The sequence below is a fragment of the Pseudomonas sp. H3_C08 genome, assembly GCF_054669455.1.
This window is the reverse complement of the sequence record NZ_CP162803.1, coordinates 5,815,427-5,840,206: the sequence shown is the minus strand read 5'-3', so window position 1 is coordinate 5,840,206 and position 24,780 is coordinate 5,815,427. Positions and strand designations below refer to the sequence as shown.

The 24,780-nt window shown below is 60.2% G+C and carries 22 protein-coding genes; 7 read left to right on the top strand and 15 right to left on the bottom strand.

Annotated elements, in window-relative coordinates:
- Nucleotide 1: 1 nt before the first annotated feature.
- Both AB4N74_RS26590 and AB4N74_RS26585 read left to right on the top strand, forming a co-directional pair.
- On the top strand, nucleotides 2-961 hold the full coding sequence (locus AB4N74_RS26590; protein WP_460097722.1) for a caspase family protein: 960 nt from the start codon (nucleotides 2-4) through the stop codon (nucleotides 959-961).
- Complete coding sequence (locus AB4N74_RS26585) at nucleotides 961-1,446, top strand: toll/interleukin-1 receptor domain-containing protein (RefSeq protein WP_093430168.1); 486 nt, start codon at nucleotides 961-963, stop codon at nucleotides 1,444-1,446. The genes AB4N74_RS26590 and AB4N74_RS26585 overlap by 1 nt, the downstream gene beginning before the upstream one ends.
- A gap of 43 nt (nucleotides 1,447-1,489) precedes the next feature.
- On the opposite strand, the gene AB4N74_RS26580 is transcribed toward AB4N74_RS26585, so the two are convergent.
- The 3 genes from AB4N74_RS26580 to motA form a co-directional block, all read right to left on the bottom strand.
- Nucleotides 1,490-2,653 (bottom strand): sterol desaturase family protein, encoded by a 1,164-nt coding sequence (locus AB4N74_RS26580; protein WP_460097720.1) that lies wholly within the window; start codon nucleotides 2,651-2,653, stop codon nucleotides 1,490-1,492.
- Between the two features lie 91 nt (nucleotides 2,654-2,744).
- The gene (gene motB, locus AB4N74_RS26575) at nucleotides 2,745-3,821 is read right to left on the bottom strand and encodes a flagellar motor protein MotB (protein WP_460097719.1); all 1,077 of its coding nucleotides are present in this window, start codon (nucleotides 3,819-3,821) and stop codon (nucleotides 2,745-2,747) included.
- Nucleotides 3,822-3,824: 3 nt separating this feature from the next.
- Nucleotides 3,825-4,676 carry a flagellar motor stator protein MotA gene (gene motA, locus AB4N74_RS26570; protein ID WP_007952169.1) on the bottom strand — a complete coding sequence of 284 codons (852 nt, stop codon included), beginning with the start codon at nucleotides 4,674-4,676 and terminating at the stop codon, nucleotides 3,825-3,827.
- A 166-nt stretch (nucleotides 4,677-4,842) separates the two neighbouring features.
- On the opposite strand from motA, the gene AB4N74_RS26565 reads away from it, so the two are divergent.
- From AB4N74_RS26565 to asd, 3 genes are read left to right on the top strand one after another with little or no spacing between them, the layout of a single operon-like run.
- Nucleotides 4,843-6,381 (top strand): HDOD domain-containing protein, encoded by a 1,539-nt coding sequence (locus AB4N74_RS26565; RefSeq protein ID WP_257356898.1) that lies wholly within the window; start codon nucleotides 4,843-4,845, stop codon nucleotides 6,379-6,381.
- A gap of 42 nt (nucleotides 6,382-6,423) precedes the next feature.
- Nucleotides 6,424-7,239 (top strand): thiosulfate sulfurtransferase, encoded by an 816-nt coding sequence (gene rhdA / locus AB4N74_RS26560; protein ID WP_460097718.1) that lies wholly within the window; start codon nucleotides 6,424-6,426, stop codon nucleotides 7,237-7,239.
- 18 nt (nucleotides 7,240-7,257) lie between these two features.
- Entirely contained in the window at nucleotides 7,258-8,118 is an 861-nt protein-coding gene (asd, locus tag AB4N74_RS26555) for an archaetidylserine decarboxylase (protein WP_460097717.1), read from the top strand.
- A 69-nt stretch (nucleotides 8,119-8,187) separates the two neighbouring features.
- Here the strand turns inward: asd and AB4N74_RS26550 are convergent, their stop codons facing one another.
- Nucleotides 8,188-8,589, bottom strand: a complete 402-nt coding sequence (locus AB4N74_RS26550) for a lectin OAA family protein (RefSeq protein WP_093430162.1) — start codon at nucleotides 8,587-8,589, stop codon at nucleotides 8,188-8,190.
- Between the two features lie 220 nt (nucleotides 8,590-8,809).
- Between AB4N74_RS26550 and AB4N74_RS26545 the strand changes: the two genes are divergently transcribed.
- Nucleotides 8,810-10,564 (top strand): molecular chaperone, encoded by a 1,755-nt coding sequence (locus tag AB4N74_RS26545; RefSeq protein ID WP_460097716.1) that lies wholly within the window; start codon nucleotides 8,810-8,812, stop codon nucleotides 10,562-10,564.
- A 119-nt stretch (nucleotides 10,565-10,683) separates the two neighbouring features.
- Here AB4N74_RS26545 and serB read toward each other — a convergent pair whose 3' ends face one another.
- Complete coding sequence (serB, locus tag AB4N74_RS26540; protein ID WP_093430160.1) at nucleotides 10,684-11,898, bottom strand: phosphoserine phosphatase SerB; 1,215 nt, start codon at nucleotides 11,896-11,898, stop codon at nucleotides 10,684-10,686.
- Between the two features lie 134 nt (nucleotides 11,899-12,032).
- Here serB and AB4N74_RS26535 point away from each other — a divergent pair, with 134 nt between their 5' ends.
- Entirely contained in the window at nucleotides 12,033-13,538 is a 1,506-nt protein-coding gene (locus AB4N74_RS26535; protein ID WP_093430159.1) for an AhpA/YtjB family protein, read from the top strand.
- A 354-nt stretch (nucleotides 13,539-13,892) separates the two neighbouring features.
- Here the strand turns inward: AB4N74_RS26535 and AB4N74_RS26530 are convergent, their stop codons facing one another.
- The 10 genes from AB4N74_RS26530 to AB4N74_RS26485 all read right to left on the bottom strand — a co-directional run bounded on the left by AB4N74_RS26530 (nucleotide 13,893) and on the right by AB4N74_RS26485 (nucleotide 24,746).
- On the bottom strand, nucleotides 13,893-14,603 hold the full coding sequence (locus AB4N74_RS26530; protein ID WP_093430158.1) for a PqiC family protein: 711 nt from the start codon (nucleotides 14,601-14,603) through the stop codon (nucleotides 13,893-13,895).
- Nucleotides 14,604-14,780: 177 nt separating this feature from the next.
- Nucleotides 14,781-17,045 carry a DNA topoisomerase IV subunit A gene (parC, locus tag AB4N74_RS26525; RefSeq protein WP_093430157.1) on the bottom strand — a complete coding sequence of 755 codons (2,265 nt, stop codon included), beginning with the start codon at nucleotides 17,043-17,045 and terminating at the stop codon, nucleotides 14,781-14,783.
- 7 nt (nucleotides 17,046-17,052) lie between these two features.
- On the bottom strand, nucleotides 17,053-17,586 hold the full coding sequence (locus tag AB4N74_RS26520) for a retropepsin-like aspartic protease family protein (RefSeq protein WP_460089646.1): 534 nt from the start codon (nucleotides 17,584-17,586) through the stop codon (nucleotides 17,053-17,055).
- Between the two features lie 2 nt (nucleotides 17,587-17,588).
- The gene (locus AB4N74_RS26515) at nucleotides 17,589-18,590 is read right to left on the bottom strand and encodes an esterase-like activity of phytase family protein (protein WP_460101238.1); all 1,002 of its coding nucleotides are present in this window, start codon (nucleotides 18,588-18,590) and stop codon (nucleotides 17,589-17,591) included.
- Nucleotides 18,591-18,923: 333 nt separating this feature from the next.
- Complete coding sequence (locus AB4N74_RS26510; protein ID WP_460097713.1) at nucleotides 18,924-19,913, bottom strand: esterase-like activity of phytase family protein; 990 nt, start codon at nucleotides 19,911-19,913, stop codon at nucleotides 18,924-18,926.
- The gene (gene parE, locus AB4N74_RS26505) at nucleotides 19,913-21,820 is read right to left on the bottom strand and encodes a DNA topoisomerase IV subunit B (RefSeq protein ID WP_034151667.1); all 1,908 of its coding nucleotides are present in this window, start codon (nucleotides 21,818-21,820) and stop codon (nucleotides 19,913-19,915) included. The genes AB4N74_RS26510 and parE overlap by 1 nt, the downstream gene beginning before the upstream one ends.
- A gap of 50 nt (nucleotides 21,821-21,870) precedes the next feature.
- A complete protein-coding gene (locus AB4N74_RS26500; protein WP_093430154.1) occupies nucleotides 21,871-22,479 on the bottom strand; it encodes a YqiA/YcfP family alpha/beta fold hydrolase in 609 nt (202 codons plus the stop codon).
- A 291-nt stretch (nucleotides 22,480-22,770) separates the two neighbouring features.
- A complete protein-coding gene (gene cpdA, locus AB4N74_RS26495; protein WP_093430153.1) occupies nucleotides 22,771-23,586 on the bottom strand; it encodes a 3',5'-cyclic-AMP phosphodiesterase in 816 nt (271 codons plus the stop codon).
- A gap of 99 nt (nucleotides 23,587-23,685) precedes the next feature.
- Nucleotides 23,686-24,138 (bottom strand): DUF1249 domain-containing protein, encoded by a 453-nt coding sequence (locus AB4N74_RS26490; protein WP_034151669.1) that lies wholly within the window; start codon nucleotides 24,136-24,138, stop codon nucleotides 23,686-23,688.
- Nucleotides 24,129-24,746, bottom strand: a complete 618-nt coding sequence (locus AB4N74_RS26485) for an NUDIX domain-containing protein (protein WP_093430152.1) — start codon at nucleotides 24,744-24,746, stop codon at nucleotides 24,129-24,131. The genes AB4N74_RS26490 and AB4N74_RS26485 overlap by 10 nt, the downstream gene beginning before the upstream one ends.
- Nucleotides 24,747-24,780 lie beyond the last annotated feature (34 nt).

Sequence of the window (24,780 nt, the reverse complement as noted above, 5' to 3'; positions counted from 1 at the left end):
CATGCGCAAGGGACTGTTTATCGGCATCAACCACTACGACTACGTCTCGCCGTTGAGCGGTTGCAACAACGACGCAATGGCCATGGCTTCGGTACTGGAGCGTCACGCCAACGGGCGCCCGAACTTCAGCAGCAAAGTGCTGACGTCGGCCGAAGAACAACTAACGCTCAAACACATGAAACAGCAGATCCAGAGCCTGTTCTCAGGCGACTGTGACGTGGCACTGCTGTACTTCGCCGGTCATGGGCAGTTCGACACCTGCATCGACGAAGGACTACTCATTCCCCAGGACTATCAGCCTGGCGGAGACGGTATTCGCATCAGCGACATTCTGGAATGGGCGGACAAAGCCCCGCACATCAAGAATAAAATCATCATTCTCGATTGCTGCCAGGCCGGTGCAGCAGGCGCCCTGCGCAACCTGCGCGGCGGCAGCAGTGTGATCGGCGAAGGCGTGACCATTCTCACCGCCTGCAAAAAAGAACAGTACGCCCTGGAAAGCCGCGGTCACGGGGTATTTACGGATCTGTTGCTGCAAGCGCTGCATGGTGGCGCCGCCAACGTACTCGGCAAGGTCACCCCCGGTAGCGTCTATTCGTTTGTCGACAATGCGCTGGGAGCCTGGGAACAGCGTCCGGTATTCAAGACCAATGTTTCGCAGTTTGTGCCGCTACGCGAGGTCGCGCCGCTGATCGCCGAAGAAACCCTGCGCAAACTCAAGGACTGGTTCCCGGAACCGAGCTTCGTTTTCAGACTCGACCCCAGCTACGAGCCCACCGAAGCGCAGTTCAACCCCGAGCACGGCGACATCTTCAAGCAACTGCAAATGTGCAATCGCCACAGCCTGATCGAGCCCGTGGACGCCGAACACATGTATTACGCCGCCATCAACTCCACCGGCTGCCGCCTCACCGCCCTCGGCGCCTACTACCGCGAACTCGCCATAAAAGGACACTTCTGATGCCCGTATTCATCAGCTACCGCCACATGGATCGCGCCCACGCCATCGCCATCAATAGCCGCCTGATCCAGGCCAACATCAAAACCTACCTCGACGTGCTCGACCCCGAGTCGCAGACCACCGACGACATCACTGGGGTCATCACCCGCAACATCACCGAATGCACGCACCTGCTGGCAGTGGTCTCGGAAAAGACTGCGTTATCGTGGTGGGTGCCGTTCGAAATTGGCGAAGCGACCATCAGCAACCGGCGGATCTGCTCGTTCAAGACCGGGCCGACGGAGCTGCCGTTGTATCTGGATAAGTGGCCGAAGCTGAGCACGGACAGTGATCTGAATTTCTTTATCGACGCGTATCGCGAGGAAGTTTCCAACAAACGCTCGATGACGCTGGATTCGAGCAATGAATCCTTTAGCGGCACCTATAAGCGCAACGCCGAGATTTTCCACGAACAACTGAAGAACCGGATTCGGCGTGGGTTCTGACAGACGTAAAAAAGCCGCGATCATCTCGCGGCTTTTTTTTGCCTCACACGCTGGCCGGCGGTTTTGGCACAACCACCTTTGGCTCAGGCTTGCGAAACGCATACAGATGCTGACGCACAATCCCGCCCGGCAGTTCCTTGCCAAACACGCCATAACGCACCGGCCATTCCTTTGGCGGCAGCTTGAACGTCCCGAAGAGCATGTCCACCAGCGGCGTGTGGATCGCGTAGTTTTTGTAGATGTAGTCTTTGTGCCGAGCGTGGTGCCAATGGTGATAGCGCGGCAGCACGATCAGGTAGTTCAGCCAGCCGCCGTTGATTCGCACGTTGGCGTGGGCCAGTACCGCTTGAACACCGACCAGGATCACATAGGCATTCAACGCTTGCGGCGCGAAGCCCAGCAGCATCAATGGCACCAGCACGCCAGTGCGGGTCAGCAGGATTTCAATGAAGTGCACGCGGGAGCCGGCGAGCCAGTCCATGTGCGTACTGGAGTGATGCACCGCGTGAATGCGCCACAGCCATGGCACTACATGGTAGAGCCGGTGCAGCCAGTACTGACCGAGATCGGCGACCAGTATCGCCAGCAGAAACTGCACAACGAGCGGCAGGCTTTGCACGCTCGCTTGCAAGCCCGGCGACATCGCCCAACCGGCGATGTAACTCGAAGAGGCGGTGATGAAAATCAGGATGAACTGCACCAGCATGTGGCTGACGAAAAAGTAGGTCAGGTCGGTGCGCCAGTGCGGGCGCAGGATGTTTTGCTCGGGGTCCTTGGAATAGAGCTTTTCCAGAGGAATGAACACGATGGCCGACACCAGCAGCGCCAGCACAAACCAGTCCAGACCGAGCGAGTACGGCGTCTGCCCGATCGCGCTGACCTGGACATTGGTACCGCCCAGAAACACTGCAAGCCCCGACGCCACCAATCCGGTAATCCCCAGACGTTTGCGCTTGTTGAGCAGGATATTCAGGGTGCCGAGGCTGAACGACAGCACCAGACCGAGCAACAGCGTGGTGCGCGCGAACTGCTCGTCATAGACTTTGCGCAGTTCGGCCGTGGTCAGCCATTCGGGAAACAGAAAGCAGAACACCGCCAGCAGGCTCAACAGCCCGAGGGTGGCGGAAATATAGCCACTGACCCGCCCCTCGCCAAATTTGAAGGGTGCGTTGCCGTGCCGTTGAAAATAGGCTTTGAGTCTTTCCATTTACTGATCTTCCGTGATTGCGAAAACTGCGACTGGTCATTGCGACGCAGGCAGATACAAAAAAGCCACGGTGACCGTGGCTTTTTGTCGGTCACTGCTTCGGCGCGGGAGCCGGGGCAGTGGCTGGCGGAGCAGCGGAGGCAGGCGCCGCGTTCCCCGGTTCAGCCGGTTTCGGTGCGGCGTCGTCGAACAGGTTCAGGCGTTCGCGCAGTTCATGCGCAGGCACCGGTTGCTGATCCGCCGGCAGCGCATTCGGGTCAACCGGCGCTGCCGGAGCGGCGCCGTTCTGACCTTGATCCGCCGGTTTCGCCGGATCGGCACCCTGCGCACCTTCAATGGCCGCCTGGGCCTTCTTGGTCAGCACCACAATGTCGATGCGGCGGTTGACCGGGTTGAACGGGTTTTCCTTGTCGAACAGCGCCGACGAGGCATAACCGACGACCCGCGCCACTTGCGCATCCGGATAGCTACCGGCGATCAAGGCACGACGCGCAGCGTTGGCACGGTTGGCCGACAATTCCCAGTTACCGAAATCACCGGTGCCGGTGTACGGCTTGGCGTCGGTGTGGCCGCTGATGCTGATCTTGTTCGGCACCGCTTTGATGGTGTCGGCCATGGCCAGCAGGATGTCTTCGAAGTACGGTTTCAGGCGGGCAGAACCCGAGTCGAACATCGGCCGGTTCTCGGCGTCCATGATCTGGATGCGCAGGCCGTTCGGGGTGATCTCGAAGAGGATCTGGTCCTTGAACTTCTGCAGTTGCGGGTTCTCGTCGACCTTGTTCTGCAGTTCTTGCAGGAGCAGTTCGAGGCGTTCCTTCTCGACCTGTTCGGCCATGCCTTCAACCTGCTCGGTGTCGACCGTGACCTTGTCCGGTTGCGGCTGCGACTTCACTTCCGGGTTGAGGGTGTTTTCCGGCGCCAGGGTCGGCGTGCCGCCCAGGTCGATGATGTACGGCGTGCCGCTTTCGGAAAAGCCGACCGGGTCTTTGAAGTAACCGGCGATGGCGATCTTCTGCTCGGGCGTGGCGGTGGACAGCAGCCACAACACCAGGAAGAACGCCATCATCGCCGTGGCGAAGTCGGCGAAGGCGATTTTCCACGCCCCGCCGTGATGCCCGCCGGCTATGCGCTTGACGCGCTTGATGATAATCGGCTGATTATTTTCCATGACTTAGCGACCGCGAACGGCTTGTTCCAGCTCGGCAAAGCTTGGACGGTGGGCCGGGTACAGCACCTTGCGACCGAACTCGACCGCCAGCGACGGCGGCATGCCGGAAGCCGAAGCCACCAGCGAGGCCTTGATGGCTTCGTAGACGTTCAGCTCTTCCTTGGCATCGTGGGCCAGGGAATGCGCCAATGGGCCGAAGAAACCGTACGCTGCGAGAATACCGAAGAAGGTACCGACCAGTGCCGCACCAACGTGCAGACCGATGGACTTCTGATCGCCTTCACCCAGCGAGGCCATGGTCACCACGATACCGAGTACCGCCGCGACGATACCGAAACCGGGCATGGCATCGGCGATGCCGTTCACCGCATGAGACGGATGTTCGAGGTCTTCTTTCAGGCTGTACAGTTCCATGTCGAACAAGCCTTCCAGCTCGTGCGGCGCCATGTTGCCGGACGACATGATGCGCAGGTAATCGCAGATGAACGCGGTCATGCGCTCGTCTTTGAGGACTGCCGGGTACTTGGCGAAGATCGGGCTCGCAGCGGCATCTTCGATGTCGCCTTCGATGGCCATCATGCCTTCGCGGCGGCTCTTGTTGAGGATCTCGTAGATCAGCCCGAGCACTTCCAGATAGAACGTGTGGCTGAAGCGCGAACTGAACATGCTCAAGGATTTCTTGAGCACGTGCATCGTCATGTAACCGGGGTTGGCCTGGAGGAATGCACCCAGTGCCGCACCACCGATGATCATCACCTCGAAGGGCTGGATCAGGGCGGCAATCTTGCCGTGGGAGAGCACGTATCCGCCGAGCACGCTCGCGAATACGACGATGATGCCGATAATTTTAGCCATAGGTAGAAAGTACTTATTTAAGTCGGGTTCAAGGTCATATTCGGAAGTTAAAAAATCTCTTCTTCTACTTATCGGCAAAACTGCGCCAGACTATAGCCAGTTCAGGCGAAAAGCCAATTTAGCCCATGCCGGGCGCGTCTACAGTCAGTGAAGATCCCGTCCAGACATGGCTAATGAAACGAACGTCCCACACGCAAAACCGACCACGCTCGACGGCTGGGTCAAGCTGCTCGACAGCGTCCGGCTGCCCGTGCCGCAAGAGGCTCACGACAAAGTCTGTCGGGCGATCCGCGACAATCGCAGCTCGCTGCGCGACATCGCCGATCTGATGCAGGACAGCCCGGCACTGGCCTTGAGCATCATCCGTGAGGCGAATCGTCACACCCACGGCACCATGGCCGCACCGGCGGAAAATCTCGAGGTGGCGATCAACCGTCTCGGCCTGGCGCGGACTGAAGAATTGCTCGCGCGCCTGCCGGCTGAACCGCAGATGCAAATCCCCAAAGCCCTGCGCCAGTTACAGATGATCAGCCAGCACGCGACGCAACAGGCCAACGGCTTTTTCGCCAGTCGGCTGGCGCGGCTTTGGCAGGACATTCATTGGGGCAGCCTGCTGTTTCTGTCGCCGCTGTGGCCGTTGGCGCTGACGTATCCGCAGTTGCTCGAAGAATGGGAACTGCGGGTTATCCACAAGGGCGAATCGGCGCGCGTGGTCGAGAAGCAATTGTTCGGCGTACGCCTGCTGAAAATCGCTGAAGCGTTGGTGCAGGCCTGGCATCTGCCGATCTGGGTGCAGCAGGGTTATAAGCTGCTGCTGAGTGAACAGCGCGAACTGGTCAAAGTGCTGCGCATCGCCCGCGACAGCGAACATCCGTTGCGCCAGCAAAACCGCCTCGATGACGACCCGACCCTGCGCCGCTGGCTCAACCAACCGGCCAACACCGTGCTGCTGGCCAACGGCCTGGCACTGTCTGCGCAACAGGCGTGGGACAGTCCGCACAGTGAGCGCTGGCAGTACCTGACCAGCCTTTATCTGCAGATTTCCATGGATGAAGTGCAACAACAGTTGCACCAGCAAGCCGCCAACAGCGCGCGCCATCATGCGATGCCCGACCTGTGGCATCCGGCGGTTTCGTTGCTGTGGCCATGGGGCACCCATCGTTTGCCAGCCGGCATGCTGCCCGCAGCTGCGCCAACCTCGGAAGATCTGACGCAATGGCGCCAGCAATGCGCCGAGCTATTGGCCGAGCCAAGCCGCTTCACCAATGCCATGAGCCTGACCGTCGCCGCTCGCGATGCGCTGGTCGCCAGCGGCATGCGCCGGGTGATGATCCTGATGGCCGATCGCACACAGTCCAATCTGCGCGTGAATCAAACCGCCGGGCTACCGAAAGAAGCGGCGGCGCTGAATTTCGTCGTCAGCCAGAGCAAGGTCTTGCAACGGCTGCTCGCGCAACAGGCGCAGGTGCGGATCAATCCCGAGAACAACGCTCAGTTCTCCGCTCTGCTGCCAGCGAGCCTGCGCACCCTGTTTCGTGGCGAGCATCTGTTTCTGCGTTCCCTGGTCAATAACGGCCGGGTGATCATGATTGTCGTCGCCGATCAGGGCGGCGGGCCGTTCGCCGATATCACCGTGCAAGCCTTTGGCAAAACCGCACAGTGCATCGAAAAAGCCCTGCACAGCTTTAGCAGCCGCGGCCGATGAGGCTGCGCTACAATCCTCCCCTTTGTGCTCTGGAGACCTCACATGTCTGACTTCTCTGGCTTGCCGCTCGTCATCGAGGCGAGCGACCTGCTCCCGCGTCTCGACTCCCCTGAACTGATTCTGGTGGACCTGACCAGCCCTGCCCGTTATGCCGAAGGTCACTTTCCCGGCGCACGCTTTGTCGATCCCAAGCGCACCCAGCTCGGCCAGCCGCCGGCGCCGGGCTTGTTGCCGGCCAAAGGCGACCTGGAAGCGTTGTTCGGTGAACTGGGCCATCGCAAAGATGCGGTCTACGTGGTCTATGACGACGAAGGCGGCGGTTGGGCCGGGCGTTTCATCTGGCTGCTCGACGTGATCGGTCACGACAAATATCACTACGTCGACGGCGGTCTGCCGGCGTGGCTGGCGGCCGGCATGCCGATGTCGATCCAGGTTCCGTCTGCAGTGGGCGGCCCTGTGCCATTGACCCTGCATGAAGAACCGACCGCGACCCGTGAATACCTGCAGAGCCGCCTCGGTGCTGCCGATCTGGCGATCTGGGATGCGCGCGGGCCGCTGGAGTATTCCGGTGAGAAAGTGCTGGCCGCCAAGGCTGGGCACATCCCCGGTGCGGTCAATTTCGAATGGACGGCCGGCATGGACAAGGCCCGTCAGTTGCGCATTCGCACAGACATGCCGCAGATCCTCGAAAACCTCGGGATCACCAAGGACAAAGAAATCATTACCCACTGCCAGACCCATCACCGGTCGGGCTTCACTTATCTGGTGGCCAAATCCCTCGGTTATCCGCGGGTCAAGGGCTACGCCGGTTCCTGGGGCGAATGGGGCAACCACCCTGACACGCCAGTCGAGATTTAAGGTTTTTAAGGACAACTAATGAAAGAGCGTCTGTTTATCCTCAGCCAGTACCTGCTGCCTCATCACCTGCTATCGCGTCTGGCCGGCTGCATTGCCGAATGCCGCGTGCGCTGGTTCAAGAATGCCTTCACCCAATGGTTCGCCAAGCGCTACCAGGTGGACATGTCGCAAGCGCTGGTCGAAGACCTCACTGCCTACGAGCACTTCAACGCCTTCTTCACCCGCGCCCTGAAAGACGGCGCGCGTCCGCTGGACGGAACCCCGGGCGCGATCCTCAGCCCGGCCGACGGTGCGGTCAGCCAGCTTGGCCCGATCGAACACGGTCGCGTGTTCCAGGCCAAGGGCCACAGCTTCAGCGTGCTGGAACTGCTCGGCGGTGATGCGGCTAACGCTGCACCGTTCATGGGCGGCGACTTCGCCACCATTTACCTGTCGCCTAAGGACTACCACCGCGTGCACATGCCGCTGGCCGGCACCCTGCGCGAAATGGTCTACATCCCGGGCCGGATCTTCTCGGTCAACCAGACCACCGCAGAAAACGTTCCGGAACTGTTCGCCCGCAACGAGCGCGTGGCGTGCATTTTCGACACCGAGCGCGGGCCGATGGCCGTGGTGCTGGTGGGTGCGATGATCGTCGCTTCGATCGAAACCGTATGGGCCGGTCTGGTCACGCCGCCGAAGCGCGAGCTGAAAACCTTCCGCTACGACGAAGCCGCCCGCGCGCCGATTCATCTGGAAAAAGGCGCCGAACTGGGTCGCTTCAAACTGGGTTCGACCGCGATCGTGCTGTTCGGGCCGGATCAGGTGACATGGGCGCAAGAGCTGGTGGCGGGTTCGCCAGTGCAGATGGGGCAAGGCCTGGCGCTGCCAAAAGCCTGAACATGATGTGAGCCACTGATCCGCCTTTTCACACGTCTGCGAAAAGGCGGATACGACTCGGTGGTGCCGTTACTCTATTTGCCCACGAAAGCCGATCGGGCCTTCGTTGGCATAGGTATTGGTGCCACTGAGGTTTTTCCCTCCATCACTGGACGTGACGCTCAACGCGATAACGTTCTGATTGTCCCGGCCGCCAATCACCCACTTGCCGCCCGGATGCCACGGGGCATCATTGCCACCCCACTGATTCTCGACGTTGTACTGGTTCTGACCGGTGCGTTGCGCTTTGAAGCCAATGGGACCTTCCCCGGCATAGGTCATGGTGCCGGTGAACGTTTTACCGTCATCACGCGACTTGATCTCGATCGCGACGACATTCTGGTTGTCCCGCCCGCCGAGTACCCAGGTTCCACCCGGATGCCACGGCGCCGAACTGCCACCCCATTGATTTGCCACTGCATATTTAGACATGAACCTCATCTCCTTGAAGTTTCGGGAGACCTGCCCGAGGTTGACGGCAGGCCGTGCAACCGTGCGTTTCCGATCGCACGCCTGAGAGACTAGTAGGGCTTGGGGAATGGCATCCGGCCAGCAGACCAGCGGTCAAAAAGTCTGACGCTACCCAGCGAAACAGACCACAGCTGCTAGAGTTTTGGGCATTGCCCCTTCCGCCGCCGGAGCCCGTCAAGGCATGAGTGAGTCTCGTCCCCAACCCTCCCTGAGCGCCCCGACCCCGACGCAAACGCGTCTGTCGTTTTGCGAATCAACGCCACGCGACCTCAAGCGCTGGATCGCCGACCTGCCCAAGGCTAACATCGGTGAAACCGCCCGCCTGCTGTATCAAGGCCTGGGCGAACTCAATCAATTGCTCACCCCCAGTGACAATCGCCTCAACCTGCTGGAGCTGCTGCGACCCGAGGTGTATTTCGTCTGCCAGCATCTGGAACGGCACTTCCTGCATCAGGCGATCATGCTCGACGAGCGTTCACGCAAGATCAGCAATTTGTGCCAGGCGCTGCAAAGCCATCTGGCCGTCGGCTACAAACAGATCGTGTTGCGGATTGCGCCGAAGTACAGCAAGGATCGCGCGATATTGGTCAGCACGGCCCTGCAACGGGCGGCCCATGCTCTCAAGGGTCAACTGCTGCGTGCGACGCAACTGTACAGCGCGGCACTGGAGCAGGTGTGGCTCGAACTGCATCAGCTGTATCGCATCACCTGCGAACTGCAACTGCAGCAGCGCCGGGTCCACGACGATCTCGCCAGCCTCACCACCGAACTCACGCTTGAACAGACTTACATCGCCGCCCTGCTCTTGGGCAGTGCCCGCTGCAATCAATTGCGGCAGAACCAGATCGCCCGATTGGCTGAAGTACTCGAACCGTGGAGCGCCCTGCTCAAATTGCATCCCGGTCGCTCGAGCGAAGGACTGTTTGCGATCAGCCCGGCGATCGATACCGGCCCGCGCTACCGCAACATGTTTCGCAGCGAAGAACAGGCCGGATTGCTCGGCTTCGATCCGCAGCCACTGGTGAACGCCATCGAAGCGCATTTGCAGCACCAGCCCGCATCGACGCCGCTGCCCGTTCCGCCCGGGCTCAGCTTCGACACCCTGCAACACCTGCATGCCACCTGGGGACAAGCCGCCGAGCGCAGCTTTCAGCGCACCGTCGGCCAAGGCCATCTGACCGTGTGCGTAGGCATGAGCGCGCTGCACTTTTATCTGGGTGGCGAGCGCAGTTTCAGCGAGCTGCTCAAACACCCCGGAACGCGCTCGGCGAATTTCAGCAGTGCCGTCGCCAAAGGTGAAAAGGACAGTTGGAGCCAGGCTTTCGACGCCGCACCGCAAAGCAAAACTGATGAGTTTTTGCCTTACGAGGAAATCCAGTACGACCATTTGCTCGAGGATGAAAGCGGCACGGACAGTACGCCCCATTACCCGACCCATGCCCTGCCGGTGATCAATCACAGCCCCGGTGGATATTGCCTGGCGTGGCCAAATGAAGTGCCCGCCGAGCTGCAGGCCGGGGAAATGCTCGGCATTCAGGACAGTGTCAGTCTGGGCTGGAGCATTGCGGTCATTCGCTGGATCCGCCAGGTGCGCGGCGGCGGCACGCAAATGGGCATTGAGCTGGTGGCGCCACATGCCCAGCCTTGCGGCCTGCAACTGGTGCGCTCACGGGACGATCACAGTCAGTATCTGCGCGGATTATTGTTACCGGAGATCAGTGCGATAGATTTGCCGGCAACCTTGCTGGCGCCGCGCTTGCCGTTTCAGGAAGGCAGTAAAGTGCTGATCAACACCCAAGGCGAAGAACACCGCGCCGGGCTGGATCGACGGGTGGCGAGTACGCACAGTTTCAATCAGTTCGCCTATCGTTCGCTGGAAACCGCGCGCAATGGCGGGAGCGAAGAGGATTTTGATTCGTTGTGGAAGTCGCTTTAAGTGCCCACCGATGGATCGGCGGCGCAACCTTCGCGAGCAGGCTCGCTCCCACATTGGAATACATTTCAACTGTGGGAGCGAGCCTGCTCGCGAAGAGGCCAAGTCAGGCGATAGAGATCTCAGAGCTGCCCGTCGCGATCACGGAAACCCAGCAGATACAACACGCCATCCAGCCCCAACGTCGAAATCGCCTGCTTCGCCGACTGCTTCACCAACGGCTTGGCACGGAACGCTACGCCCAAACCGGCAATCGCCAGCATCGGCAGGTCATTCGCACCGTCGCCGACCGCGATGGTCTGCTCCAGACGCAAACCTTCCTTGTGTGCCAGCTCTTTGAGCAAATCAGCCTTGCGCTGGGCATCGACGATCGGCTCGATCGCCACGCCGGTACACTTGCCATCGACCACTTCCAGTTCGTTGGCAAACACATAGTCGATGCCGAGTTTGGCCTGCAATTGCTTGGCGAAATAGGTGAAACCACCGGACAGGATCGCGGTCTTGTAGCCCAGACGCTTGAGTTCAGCGAACAGCGTTTCGGCGCCTTCGGTCAGACGCAGCGAAGCGCCGATCGAGTCCAGCACGCTGACATCCAGACCTTTGAGCAAGGCCAGACGTTCTTTGAAACTGGCGCGGAAATCCAGCTCGCCGGCCATTGCCCGCTCTGTGATTTCGGACACCTGCTCGCCCACGCCGGCAGCCTTGGCCAGCTCGTCAATGACCTCGGCCTCGATCAGCGTCGAGTCCATGTCGAACACCGCCAGACGACGGTTGCGCCGGAACAGCGAATCTTCCTGGAAGGCGATATCGACGTTCAGCGCTTGGGCAACGCTGAGGAATTCAGCACGCAGCGCCTGTGGATCGGCGGCTTCGCCACGCACGGAGAACTCGATGCAGCCCTTGCCCTTGTCCGCTGGCGTGTCCAGTGGCATGCGACCCGACAGACGGTCGATGTGATCGATATTCAGGCCATATTTGGCGGTGATCGAGCTGACAGCCTGCAATTGGCCAGCGGTTACTTTGCGGGTCAGCAGGGTAACGATGTGACGCTTCTTGCCCTGATTACCCACCCATTGCTGGTAATCCTCTTCGGACACCGGCGTAAAGCGTACCTGCTGATCGAGCTCGTAGCCCTTGAACAGAATGTCCTTGAGCACGGACTTGCCTTGCTCGGAATCGGGGATTTCAACCAGGATGCCGAACGACAGGGTGTCGTGGATCACCGCCTGACCGATGTCGAGAATGTTCACACCACCTTGTGCCAGAACGCCGGTAATGGCCGCAGTCAGACCCGGACGGTCGACTCCCGTGATGTTAATCAGGACGATTTCGCGCAACGCGCACCCCCGCAACTGGAAAAAAACCGCATTCTACCCACTTTCAGTGACCATCGGGCACCGCGAGCGCTTTGCCGGTCTAGGGCCTGTCGCTATACTGCGCGTCAACTTCACGGACAAAAGAGCCGAGCTCAGTGAACCGGCCCACGCCAGTTAAAACCGATAACTTCTTCCTGCTGATCTTCCGTGCACTGCGCCACCGCCGTGTACCGATTGCATTGCGCATTGCCAGCCATAACGTGATCCTGGTCGCTCTGGCCCTGGTGATCTATGCCGGCGTGATGGGTTTGCAATTCAAGCAGGCCATGCACCAGCAGGCCGATGCGCTGGGCGAAAGCCTGACCACGCAGACCGCGACCTCGGCCACCGAGCTGTTGGTGTCCAACGACATCCTCAGCCTCAACGTGCTGCTCAACAACCTGACCAAGAACAAACTGGTGGCCCACGCGGCGATCTACAGCGTGGATAACCGCATCCTCGCCGAGTCCGGTCAGCGGCCCAAGCACAGCCTGCTGGGCGAAGCCGAGGGCATGTACGAGAGCAAGATCACCTTCCAGGACGTGACCGCCGGGCAACTGCGCATCAGTCTGGACATGGATCAGTTCCAGCAGCCGATGACCATCAGCCTGCAAAGCATGGGCATTCTCAGCGGCATCCTGCTCGCGCTGTCGCTGGCCTTGAGCCTGCGCATGGGCCGATACCTGTCGACGCCGTTGCTGCAACTTCGCGTCTGGTTACGCCGCATCGACGAGCACACGCCGGGCATTGATCGTCAGGATGAAATCGGCGATCTGGCGCGTCAGCTGCACGCCAACTACGCGCCAGAGCCTGCACCGGAACCGGAGCCTGAGTTCGAGGACGAAGAGGACGAGCCGGAATTCGAGGTGCGCAACTTGCGTGATCCGAGTTTCGACGAAACCCGTCCGATGGCCGCGCAGAAGCCTGCACCGCGACATCTGGTCAGCACCGTCGAAGACGATGATGACGATGACGCGTTCGCTGATCTGCGCGATGAATCGCTGGACGTTGCGCCACAACCGGTCGCCCGCAAGGCGACTCCGAGTGTGCCACAACACAGCGCCGTGCTAGCGGTACAACTGGGCTCACAGGAACAACTGCGCCGCTTGCCGCGGGCACGTCTGGAAGAATTGCAGGAGCGTTATCGTGACTGCCTCGATCAGGCTGCTTCGCTGTATCAGGGTGAAATCGAAACCCTCAACGACGGCAGCACGCTGATGCTCTTCCACACCGAAGACAGCGGTGACGATTACCTGACCAACGCAATCTGCTGCGGCGAGTTGCTGCGGGCCTTGGGTCATCAGTTGCAGATTGAAGTCGCGGACAGCGGCATCACCCTGCAACTGCAGCTGGGCCTGACCCTGGGCGATGAGTTGTTCGGCTTGAGTCAGATTGATCTGCTGCTGACCGATTCGGCGCAGGATGCGCTGGCCTTGTCGCAGCACAGCCGTAACCTGCTGCTGGTCGAACGCAAGATCGGCGACGATGCGCTGATTCGTCAGCGTGCGCGGATCCGGCCGATCGCCAGTCCTGAGGGGGCTTGCTGCGTGGAGCGGTTGATGGAACCGTATCCGTCGATGCTGGAACGGCAACTGGCGCGGATGCATGAGCGTCGGGCGTAAGCCTTAGGCCTTAAGTCAGAAACACAGAAGCCCGCAGACGAGTGATTGTCTGCGGGCTTTTTTGTGGCCGGTGTTATCGAGATTGCAAGCACCCTGAAAAGCCCCTCACCCTAGCCCTCTCCCACAGGGAGAGGGGACCGATCCGGGATTATTGCCGGAATACACCGACCTGCACGTCCTGCTTTGAATCCATAACCGCCAGGATCGTTCAGGTCGATGCATGGCGCCAGACATCTCGGTCGGCCCCCTCTCCCTCAGGGAGAGGGCTGGGGTGAGGGGCTTTTGATCTTTCGCGCAGAACCCCAGACACAACAAAGCCCGCACAAGGCGGGCTCTGTTCTGACTCGATCCAGCTTAGAAGCGGAACACTTCCATGTCTGTCCGAATCGGCGATGCCATCGGAATCTTCGGTTGTTTCTCTGATTCCGCCGCCGGCGCTGCCGGTTTTGGTGCCGCTTTACGCGGTGCCTCGGCCACCGGTGGCTGATTGGCCAACGGCTTGAGCGCTACAGACAATTGCTCGGCCAGACGCTGCAGCAAAATGCCCTGGGCCTGAACCTGCGAAGCGGTACTGCCGGCATGCAGCTCTTGCAGATGAACGATGCGGTTATCGCGCACCTGACCACGACGGTCGATCAGACGCCATTGAGCATCGAGAATCGCCGGTTGTTTCTGGCCAGAGTCCAGACGCGTGATGGTCAGCAACACCTGCACATCCGGAGTGAACCCCGTAGTGGCCGGTGCCAGCACTACACGCTGGCTGTCCAGATGGCCAGCAACCTGACGCATCAGCAACTGATCGATATCCGACGAAAGGCTGCCAGCCCAACGACCGTCTGTCGCTGCCTGCAGACTGCCATCGGGTTGACGTTGCAGCAATGTCTCACGCTGCAGGTAATCGGCTACGACTACCGGACCCAAAAGAACCGCCATGCCCGCGCTTTGCGCAGGCTGAACCGGACTTCCGCTGTCCAGTTGATACAGCGACACCGGCTGGTGAACGCTGCAACCCGCCAGGCCCAAAACGCCGGCGAGCAGGAAAATAAGGGGGCGCAGAGCAGTCATCATCCCGTCCAGGTGGCCGCCACAAGGCTGACCACAGTGAAAATACTCAATAAATATGAAGAACGCTCGGCCACGCCGGCGCTTGGAAAGGCCATATCATCCGTGAATATGCGTTCCGACTCCAGCGCCAAAGCGTCGATCTACGCGTTAAATCGTAGATCCAACGCTCTAGGGCGCCTAATTGAGGTTTTCGACGAGCAGCGCATCCACTCTCTGGAAGCCCCTCGGCAGCTTATTGCCACGACGCCCACGCTCACCTTTGTAGTGTTCGAGGTCATCGGCCTTCAGCGACAGGGTCCGTTTTCCGGCCTGCAGCACCAAGGTGGCGCCTTCCGGAAGGACGGCGATGTCCGTGACATATTCTTCGCGACTGGCCACACGCTCACCGGAAATACCGATGATCTTGTTACCTTTGCCCTTACCTAATTGTGGCAAATCGCTGATTTTGAAGATCAGCAGGCGACCTTCGGTCGTGACCGACGCCAGCCAGTTGTGCTCACGATCGGCCACCGGACGTGGCGCGATGACTTTGGCGTTGTTCGGCAGGCTCAACAGGGCTTTACCGGCCTTGTTCTTGGCTTGCAGGTCTTCGCCCTTGACCACAAAACCGTAACCGGCGTCGGAAGCGATCACGTACAACGCGTCGTCTTCCGGCATCAGCACGCATTCGAAGCTCGCACCGGGCGGTGGTGTCAGACGACCGGTCAACGGCTCGCCCTGGCCCCGAGCCGATGGCAGGGTGTGCGCGGCCACCGAGTAGCTGCGGCCGGTCGAGTCGATAAACACCGCAAACTGGTTGGAGCGCCCCGCTGCCGAGGTCTTGAAGCCGTCGCCGGCCTTGTACGACAGGCCGGTGGCGTCGATGTCATGACCTTTGGCCGAACGGATCCAGCCTTTTTCAGACAGCACCACGGTGACTTTTTCGTTCGGCAGCAGATCGTGTTCGGTCAGCGCCTTGGCTTCAGCGCGCTCGACGATTGGCGACCGACGGTCATCGCCGTAGGTTTCGGCGTCTTTCAACAGTTCGGTGCGCACCAGCTTCTTCAGCTTGGCTTCGCTGCCCAGCAGGGCTTGCAGCTTGGCTTGTTCCTTGAGCAGTTCGTCCTGCTCGTCGCGCAGCTTCATCTCTTCCAGTCGCGCCAACTGACGCAGACGGGTGTCGAGGATGTAGTCGGCCTGAATTTCACTGAGGGCGAAACGCTCGATCAGCTTGGCCTTCGGATGCTCCTCGGTACGGATGATGTGAATCACTTCATCCAGGTTGAGGTAGGCGATCAGCAAACCGTCCAACAGGTGCAGACGACGCTCGACCTTGTCGAGGCGGAATTGCAGGCGGCGACGTACGGTCAGCACGCGGAATTCCAGCCACTCGACCAGCAGCGCTCGCAGGTTTTTCAGCTGCGGCTTGCCGTCCAGACCGATGATGTTGACGTTGACCCGGTAGGTCGACTCCAGCTCGGTGCTGGCGAACAAGTGCTGCATCAGCGCTTCATGATCGACGCGGCTGTTGACCGGAATGATCACGATGCGGCACGGATTTTCGTGGTCGGATTCGTCGCGCAGGTCAGCGATCTGCGGGGCTTTCGACGGCTTGGCCTGCATAAGCGCGGCGATCTGCTCCAGCACCTTGGCGCCGGACACCTGATGCGGCAGCGCGGTGACGATGATGTCGCCGTCCTCGACGTGGTACACGGCGCGCATGCGCACCGAGCCCTTGCCGGTTTCGTACATCTTCAGCAAGTCGGCGCGCGGCGTGATGATTTCCGCTTCGGTCGGATAGTCCGGGCCTTGAATGTGTTCGCAGAGCTGCTCGACCGTGGCTTTCGGCTCATCGAGCAGACGCACGCAAGCGGTGGCGACTTCACGCAGGTTGTGCGGCGGCACGTCGGTGGCCATGCCCACGGCAATACCGGTGGTGCCGTTGAGCAGGATGTTCGGCAGACGCGCCGGCAGCACCAGCGGCTCTTGTAAGGTGCCGTCGAAGTTCGGGCCCCAGTCGGCAGTGCCCTGGCCCAGTTCGCTGAGCAGCACTTCGGAATAACGCGACAGACGTGCTTCGGTGTAACGCATGGCCGCGAAGGACTTCGGATCGTCCGGCGCACCCCAGTTACCCTGACCGTCGACCAGCGTGTAGCGATAGCTGAATGGCTGCGCCATCAGCACCATCGCTTCGTAGCACGCCGAGTCACCGTGCGGGTGGAATTTACCGAGCACGTCACCGACGGTACGCGCCGATTTCTTGTGCTTGGAGTCGGCGTCCAGGCCCAACTCGCTCATGGCGTAGACGATACGCCGCTGTACCGGTTTCAGGCCGTCGCCGATATGCGGCAGAGCACGGTCCATGATCACGTACATGGAGTAGTTGAGGTAGGCACTTTCGGTGAAGTCGGCCAACGAGCGGCGTTCTACACCGTCCAGGCTGAGATCAAGGGGGTTGCTCATGCAGGCCTCATCGGTTCGTTGTCTGGCGCAGCAGCATGGTGCCACCGCGCTGAGTAAATTCAAGTTTGTTCAGGGCGCTCATGCCGAGCAGCACCTGATCGCCATGCAGCCCCGGCGCCACCAGTGCGCGGACGTCGCGCAGCACGATGTCACCGAGTTGCAGGCGGTCGATTTTGGTTCGATAGCCCTGGCTCAGGCCATTGGCCGTGCTCAGGGTCACACCGAAACCTTCTTCCAGCTTCAAACGCTTGGCCAGATCCGCCGGGATCGCCACATCGGTTGCGCCGGTGTCGAGCATGAACTCGACCGGTTCGCCGTTGATCTGACCGCTGGCGACAAAATGCCCTTGGGCATTGCCGGCCAGCTTCACCTCGATAAACCCTTCGCCCTGCTCCGAACTGACCACGACGTTCGGATTCTGCTGGCGTTGCTCCCACTGGCCAAAAAACCGCGTCGCCAGAAACAGAGCCGCGCACCATGCCAGAATCATCAGCACCCGACCGGCGCGCTTGCCCGGGGGTTGTTGTCGTTGTTCACCCATACTCATTGAATCCAGCCGCCCTCAGGCGCTGCAAAGCGCCACACAATTGGGCGAGACTCGCCATCGGCGCGGGTTGCAAAATTGTTGTCGACGCCAATCCACGCGCCTTGCGCGTCGACCAGCAACGCCTCGGTCAGTCCGTGTTCGGACGCATATTGACGATTCGGAACCAGTGCATCCGCAGCGAATGACCAGCAGCGTTCCTGTTTACCCGTCAACATTTCATGCCGACAGATTTTGAAAGCGTTGCGATCCAGGAGAAACAGTTTGTTATTGAATAGAGCAATATCCGAAAAATCCTTCTCTACCGGTTTGGAGCCTGGAAATTGCGGCGGTTGCGGCGCCAGTCCTCCCTCGGTCATGAGCACACAAATGGAAAAACAGTACCATTTGTTATCAAGGGGAGGAGTCAGTAGCCGCCTGATTTTGACCAACCCTCTTTTTTGCCGCTCTGCAGCCAGCCAGATTTCACTGCCAAGAATGCCGGAAACCGCCAAGCCTTCAAACAACGCATTGGCGTGCGTAGCCAGCCCAGCCTCTCGCGCCATAGTCAGCACCTGCGACGAGATGCGCAACCAGGCCAGTTCTCCACTGGGTGAGATCTTGAGAATGGCTGAATACGTTTCACTGAGAATGTAGCGATTCTGGCTAGCGTCGCAGGTGATCCCTTCAAAGTCCAACGCACCGTTACCCGCAAGCGATCTGAAAAAGCTCTGGGTTTTCATGGCCAACGTCCGGCCGGGATCTTCAGGCACCGGTGGAACATTAATCAAAACAGCCTCGGCCTTCCACACCTTGTCTTGCTTATCGAGCCGGTAGATCCGGTCGTCGTCACGATCCGACACCGTCCACAACTGCTCGCCACACTTGGCCAGCCCGGACAGATTGCCTCCGCGCATCCCCTCCACCGGATGCTCAGAAAGCAACCGCAGTTCCGGGGCGGCGGCCAGTCCCAGCGAACTCCAGACAAGCAAAAAACCCGCAATAAAGAGGTTGAGTTTCATCATTGAATCTCCCGCAGTCGGCGTTTTAAGTTTCCCCGAGCCTTGCACGACATGTCGGAATTCAACGATCACACTACTTTCTCGACAGCATTGCTTCAGAGCTTCATTGTCTGCACTTCATGGCTCGCTGTTCAATCAGCGGCCAGCGCAGCAAACCTGTAAATCATCCAGCGCGCCTTGCTTCCGGCACACCCTCCAAAACCTGCGCGAGTGAGCCGCCTCAAGCGTTCTCACTCACAACGGCCAGGGCCGTCCCGATTGGAGTATTGCAGCAGTTTCCTGATCTGCTCACAGATCGGCAAATACCCGTCAGCAATACTCGGACGCAGTACGCTAAGGCTTGGCGCTCCAGCCACCGTCAGGCGCGGCGAAGCGCCAGACGATCGGCCGAACCTCACCGTCGGCCCGCGGGCCGAAATTATTGTCGACGCCGACCCACGCACCATCAGCGTCAACGATCAGCGCCTCTTCCAGCCCGAAGTTCTGCGAATAACGGCGGTTGGCCTGCAACAATTCAGCGGCGTACGACCAGCAACGTTCGACCTTGGCGGTCTGCACATCGCGCCGACAAATCTGAAAGGCGTTGCGCTCAAGGGTAAACAATTTGCCGTTAAACAATGAAAGGTCGGAAAAGTCCCGGTCGACCGCTCTGGCCTTCGGGAACTGCGGCGGCTGCATTTCCTTGCCGCCCTCGCTGAGCAGCACGCAACGACCGTCGCAATCCCACACCGTCTGCTGGCGCTTGATCAGCAGCAAGCCACGGCTTTGCCGTTCGGCAGCCAGCCACATCTGATCGCCCGCCGGAGTGATCGCCAAGCCCTCGAAGATCGCATTGAAATGCAGGAGCATGCCGCTGGCCCGTGCTTCGCGAACCATCATCGGCGAGATCTTCAGCCAGTTGACCGGGCCGCTGACGGGCACCTGCAAGACTGCCGCATGGCCCTCGCTGACAATGTAGCGATTGCCGGCACTGTCGCAACTGATGCCTTCGAAATCCAGGTCGCCACCGCGCACGAACGATGCGGCCCAATTGCGCGAGCGCAACCCCCACGGCAGACCGGTCTCCGGCACCAGGGGCACGTCGATGTGCAAGGCTTCGGCCTGCCAGACCTGATCGGCGGTATTGAGCCGATAGATCTGATCGTCATCGCGGTCCGACACCGTCCACAACTCGCTGCCGCACATGGCCAGCCCCGACAGGTTGCCGCCGCGCATGCCGTCGACCGGGTGCTCGGAGAGCACGCGCAATTCCTGCAACGGCTCGGCCGACACGCTCATCGCACTCAGCAGCAACGCACCCGCCAAGGCCCAGCCAAACCGCATCAGGCCAGCACCTCGGCGAGGTTGCCTTTGGATTCGAGCCAGGTCTTGCGGTCACCGGCGCGTTTCTTCGCCAGCAGCATGTCCATCATTTCCGAGGTTTCGGCGAAGTCTTCACCCAGCGTCAGTTGCACCAGACGCCGAGTATTCGGGTCCATTGTGGTCTCACGCAACTGCGGCGGGTTCATTTCACCCAGACCTTTGAATCGGGTGACCTGGGGTTTGCCGCGCTTCTTCTCGGCGACCAGACGGTCGAGAATGCCGTCGCGCTCGGCTTCGTCGAGGGCGTAGTAGATTTCTTTGCCCAGGTCGATGCGGTACAGCGGCGGCATCGCCACGTAGACGTGACCGGCATCCACCAGCGGGCGGAAATGCTGGACGAACAATGCGCAGAGCAGCGTTGCGATGTGCAGACCGTCGGAGTCGGCGTCGGCAAGGATGCAGATCTTGCCGTAGCGCAGCTGGCTCATATCCGCCGCACCCGGATCGACACCGATGGCCACGGCGATGTTGTGCACTTCCTGGCTGGCGAGTACTTCGCTGCCATCGACTTCCCAGGTGTTGAGGATCTTGCCGCGCAACGGCAGGATCGCCTGGAACTCTTTGTCCCGCGCTTGCTTGGCGGAACCACCAGCGGAATCACCTTCGACGAGGAACAGCTCGGAACGCATCGGGTCCTGCCCGGCGCAGTCCGCCAGTTTGCCAGGCAACGCTGGCCCCTGAGTCACACGTTTACGCTCGACTTTCTTGCTGGCCTTAAGACGACGACCGGCGTTGTTGATCGCCAGTTCCGCCAGGGCCAGACCGGTTTCCGGGTTGGCGTTGAGCCACAGGCTGAACGCATCCTTGACCACACCGGAGACGAACGCCGCCGCTTCACGGGACGACAGTCGCTCTTTGGTCTGGCCGGAGAATTGCGGCTCCTGCATCTTCATCGACAGGACGAACGCGATGCGCTCCCAGACATCTTCCGGCGCCAGCTTGACGCCGCGCGGCAGCAGGCTGCGGAATTCGCAGAACTCGCGCATCGCATCAAGCAGGCCCTGACGCAGACCGTTGACGTGAGTACCGCCCTGCGCCGTCGGGATCAGGTTGACGTAGCTTTCCTGCACCGCGTCGCCACCTTCCGGCAGCCACAGCAGGGCCCAGTCGACGGCTTCTTTATTACCGGCGAAAGCGCCGCAGAACGGCTCGTCCGGCAAGCGTTCGAACTCGCTGACCGCATCGACCAGATAGGAACGCAGACCGTCTTCGTAATGCCACTCGACTTTCTCGCCGGTGCCTTTGTCTTCAAAGCTGACCAGCAGCCCCGGGCACAGCACAGCCTTGGCCTTGAGCACGTGCTTGAGGCGGCTGATGGAGAATTTCGGTGAATCGAAGTATTTCGGGTCCGGCGCGAAATAGACGCTGGTGCCGGTGTTGCGCTTGCCGACGGTGCCGACGATTTCCAGTTCCGAGGCTTTGAAACCGTCGTTGAAGGTCATCTGGTATTCGTTGCCGTCACGTTTTACACGCACACGGACTTCGGTCGACAAGGCGTTGACCACGGAAATACCCACGCCGTGCAGACCGCCGGAGAACTGGTAGTTCTTGTTGGAAAACTTGCCGCCCGCGTGGAGCTTGGTGAGGATCAGCTCGACACCCGACACGCCCTCTTCCGGGTGAATGTCGACCGGCATGCCACGGCCGTCGTCACTGACTTCCAGCGAATGGTCGGCATGGAGGATGACCTGCACCGATCTGGCGTGACCCGCCAGGGCTTCGTCGACACTGTTGTCGATGACTTCCTGGGCGAGGTGGTTCGGCCGACTGGTGTCGGTGTACATGCCGGGGCGTTTGCGCACCGGGTCGAGGCCCGAGAGGACTTCGATGGCGTCGGCGTTATAAGAGCTAGCGCTGGGAGTGGCCATAGGGTCTCGTCGTCAATGTTCGGTGAAAAAAGAATTCATGGGGCCACAGCTCACAATGCGGAGAAATCGATGGCCTGATACAAATCGGCGCCAATGCCGGCAAAACTCAGCAACGCCGGCAATTGCCCGGCGAAACCCTGAAAACTGTGGTCGCCGCCGGCCTGAATACGCAAGGCGCAGGCGCGGTAATACTGCTGGGCGAGGCGATAGTCCAGTGTTTCATCGCCGGTCTGCAACCACACCTGATAACACTGCGCATCCTGAGGCGCCGGCACTTCCAGTTCGGCGAGGGCCGTGACGTGGTCGTGGGTCAATTCCCAGGTTTCATCGGTATACAGGTTTTTCTGCGGGCCCAGATAGCCGTCGAACATCCGGTGCGGGCTGACCGCCGGGTTGACCAGCAGGGCTTTCAGGCCATGGCGCTCGGCCAGGTGAGTCGCATAGTAGCCGCCGAGTGAGCTTCCCACCAGCAGCGGGCTGCCCAGTTCGGCAATCGCTTGTTCCAACTGACCGATGGCTTCGCGCGGGTGATGATGCAGGGCCGGGACACGCAATTTGTCGCTCAAACCCAGCTGCTCCATCACGGAGACCAGCTGACAGGCCTTTTTCGAGGCCGGAGCGCTGTTGAAACCGTGGATATAGAGGATCGAACCGGACATTTGAGCTCCCTGGGTGTCGGTTTGGGTTTGCGGAGTTTACAGGGAGAGAAGCGCGGATTGGGGGTGGTTTCGAGAAATTGGTCATTCAGCAGGGGCGGCCCTCACCCTAGCTCTCTCCCAAAGGGAGAGGGGACTGAATGGGGGATATTCAAGTGCTACACCGACTTGAGCGAGCTTCAGCGAATCCATAATCAACACATTCTTTCAGGTCGATGGATACCTCGGTCGGCCCCCTCTCCCTCCGGGAGAGGGCTGGGCGGACGGCGTTCCGATGAGGGGCTTTTGATTCGATCAGTAGCCGTTGGAACCGTAATCAACCGTGAAGGCAAAATCGCTGACGCGTTCAACCCCGGTCTCCAACCGCCCATCCGGCAACAACCGCAACCAGCGATACCCCGGCGCCTGCTCACCCACCTTAAAGTCCACACTCCCCGGCTCAAACTGAATGCACGTCGACGGCGAAGCCAGCAAACGTACGCCGTTGCGAGCGCAGTCAATCTCCTGATGCACATGCCCCCACAACACCGCCCGGGCCTGCGGAAAACGATCCAGCACTTCGAAAAATGCCTCGGGATTGCGCAAACCGATCGGCTCCATCCACGCACAACCAATCGACACCGGATGATGGTGAAAGCACACCAGATGATGGCGCTCCGGTGCTTCGCTCAGCGAACGGACCAGCAGTTGCAATTGATCGTCCTGCAGAAACCCCGGCACCGAACCCGGCACCGCCGAATCCAGCAAAGTCACCCGCCAGTTGCCGATATCGACCACTGGCTCCAGCAGCGTACTTTGCACGGCGGCCTGGGCCATGATCATCGGCTCATCATGATTACCGGGAATCCAGCGCGCCGGGGCAGTGATTTGGGCGCTCATCTGGCGAAACTGCTGATACGACTCCAGCGTGCCGTCTTGCGAGATATCACCGGTGGCCAGAATCAGATCGATCTGCGGCTGTTGTTCCAGCACCAATTCGATGACCTTTTGCAGGCTTTCACGGGTGTTCATGCCCAGCAGCGTGCCGTCCGTTTCAGCAAACAGATGGCTGTCGGACAACTGCACCAGCAGCGCCGTATCGGCGGAGGTCAACGTGGATACGCTCGGCAAGGCGCTCTCCCAAGGCAAAAGCACGGAATCGATCAAGTGCCGCAATTATGCTGGGGGATCAGGGAAAGAGGAAACCGCCGAACCGGACGCAGTTCACAACTAGCGTACGACTTCATACTCATGCCCCAACGCCAGACAGTGACTCAACCATTCCCCCAGGAACAGATTGAGCTGAGCCTTTTCATCCGGCTGATGCATCGCCGCGTTCGGGTAAGGATAGATGCCGCGAAAGCGTCGTGCATGTTCGGCGCTGACCACTTCGGCCATGCGCGCGTCGTGATAGACCTGGACTTCCAGTTGCGGCACCGGCAGCCATGGCAGGCTGTGTTCCTGACGCACCTGCAAAGTGGTGGTGTACGGGCAGGTTTGTAGCACTTCGAGGGCCAGCACGCCGAGCATCTGCTCGCCCTGAGTGACGGCGATGCGCCGCGCCTCGGGTTCGTTGCGCATGTCCGGAACTAGTCGCATCAAGCGCGCGTAGTTGGCCTCGCAGGCGGCTTGCAGCCCCACGAGGTCGACTCGATAACGATCGCGCAGCTTGTTTACGACCATAACCCCCTCACTTCGGCGCGGTTCAGCGCCAGCCATTGCAAGGCGATGATGCTCGCCGCGTTGGCAATGCGACCGTCACGGACGGCCTGCAAGGCATCTTCGAAAGCCCAGACCGTGACGCGGATATCTTCTGCCTCTTCTTCCAGGCCATGTAGGCCGCCAACGCCTTCGGTGCTGCAACGCCCCAGATACAAATGCACAAACTCGTTGCTGCCGCCCGGCGACGGGAAATATTTGGTCATCGGCCACAGGGCCTTGATGTCCAGCCCAGCTTCCTCCTGCGCCTCGCGGTGAGCAACTTCTTCCGGTTGCTCATCCTTGTCGATCAGACCAGCGACCAGTTCGACCAGCCACGGATTGTCGGTCTTGCCCATGGCGCCGACGCGGAACTGCTCGATCAACACCACTTCGTCGCGCTGTGGATCGTAGGGCAACATGCACACCGCATCGTGACGCACAAACACTTCACGGTTGATCTCGCGGCTCATGCCACCGGCGAACAATTCATGGCGCAGGTGCAAACGATCGAGTTTGTAAAAACCCTCGTAGCAGCGCTCGCGTCGCACGACGTCGACGGTGGTCGGAATGGCGTTGGCAAAATCAGTCATGAGCATCCTCTTTACTGCAGATCCATTACGAGGT

Coding starts and splice junctions, on each gene's coding strand:
- parC (WP_093430157.1), bottom strand. CDS start 17,045: ATGAGCAACCCCCTTGATCTCAGCCTGGACGGTGTAGAACGCCGCTCG.
- AB4N74_RS26585 (WP_093430168.1), top strand. CDS start 961: ATGCCCGTATTCATCAGCTACCGCCACATGGATCGCGCCCACGCCATC.
- AB4N74_RS26550 (WP_093430162.1), bottom strand. CDS start 8,589: ATGTCTAAATATGCAGTGGCAAATCAATGGGGTGGCAGTTCGGCGCCG.
- AB4N74_RS26580 (WP_460097720.1), bottom strand. CDS start 2,653: ATGGAAAGACTCAAAGCCTATTTTCAACGGCACGGCAACGCACCCTTC.
- AB4N74_RS26485 (WP_093430152.1), bottom strand. CDS start 24,746: ATGACTGATTTTGCCAACGCCATTCCGACCACCGTCGACGTCGTGCGA.
- AB4N74_RS26590 (WP_460097722.1), top strand. CDS start 2: ATGCGCAAGGGACTGTTTATCGGCATCAACCACTACGACTACGTCTCG.
- AB4N74_RS26500 (WP_093430154.1), bottom strand. CDS start 22,479: ATGTCCGGTTCGATCCTCTATATCCACGGTTTCAACAGCGCTCCGGCC.
- AB4N74_RS26520 (WP_460089646.1), bottom strand. CDS start 17,586: ATGGGTGAACAACGACAACAACCCCCGGGCAAGCGCGCCGGTCGGGTG.
- AB4N74_RS26545 (WP_460097716.1), top strand. CDS start 8,810: ATGAGTGAGTCTCGTCCCCAACCCTCCCTGAGCGCCCCGACCCCGACG.
- AB4N74_RS26515 (WP_460101238.1), bottom strand. CDS start 18,590: ATGAAACTCAACCTCTTTATTGCGGGTTTTTTGCTTGTCTGGAGTTCG.
- parE (WP_034151667.1), bottom strand. CDS start 21,820: ATGGCCACTCCCAGCGCTAGCTCTTATAACGCCGACGCCATCGAAGTC.
- AB4N74_RS26510 (WP_460097713.1), bottom strand. CDS start 19,913: ATGCGGTTTGGCTGGGCCTTGGCGGGTGCGTTGCTGCTGAGTGCGATG.
- rhdA (WP_460097718.1), top strand. CDS start 6,424: ATGTCTGACTTCTCTGGCTTGCCGCTCGTCATCGAGGCGAGCGACCTG.
- AB4N74_RS26530 (WP_093430158.1), bottom strand. CDS start 14,603: ATGACTGCTCTGCGCCCCCTTATTTTCCTGCTCGCCGGCGTTTTGGGC.
- motA (WP_007952169.1), bottom strand. CDS start 4,676: ATGGCTAAAATTATCGGCATCATCGTCGTATTCGCGAGCGTGCTCGGC.
- motB (WP_460097719.1), bottom strand. CDS start 3,821: ATGGAAAATAATCAGCCGATTATCATCAAGCGCGTCAAGCGCATAGCC.
- AB4N74_RS26490 (WP_034151669.1), bottom strand. CDS start 24,138: ATGGTCGTAAACAAGCTGCGCGATCGTTATCGAGTCGACCTCGTGGGG.
- AB4N74_RS26565 (WP_257356898.1), top strand. CDS start 4,843: ATGGCTAATGAAACGAACGTCCCACACGCAAAACCGACCACGCTCGAC.
- asd (WP_460097717.1), top strand. CDS start 7,258: ATGAAAGAGCGTCTGTTTATCCTCAGCCAGTACCTGCTGCCTCATCAC.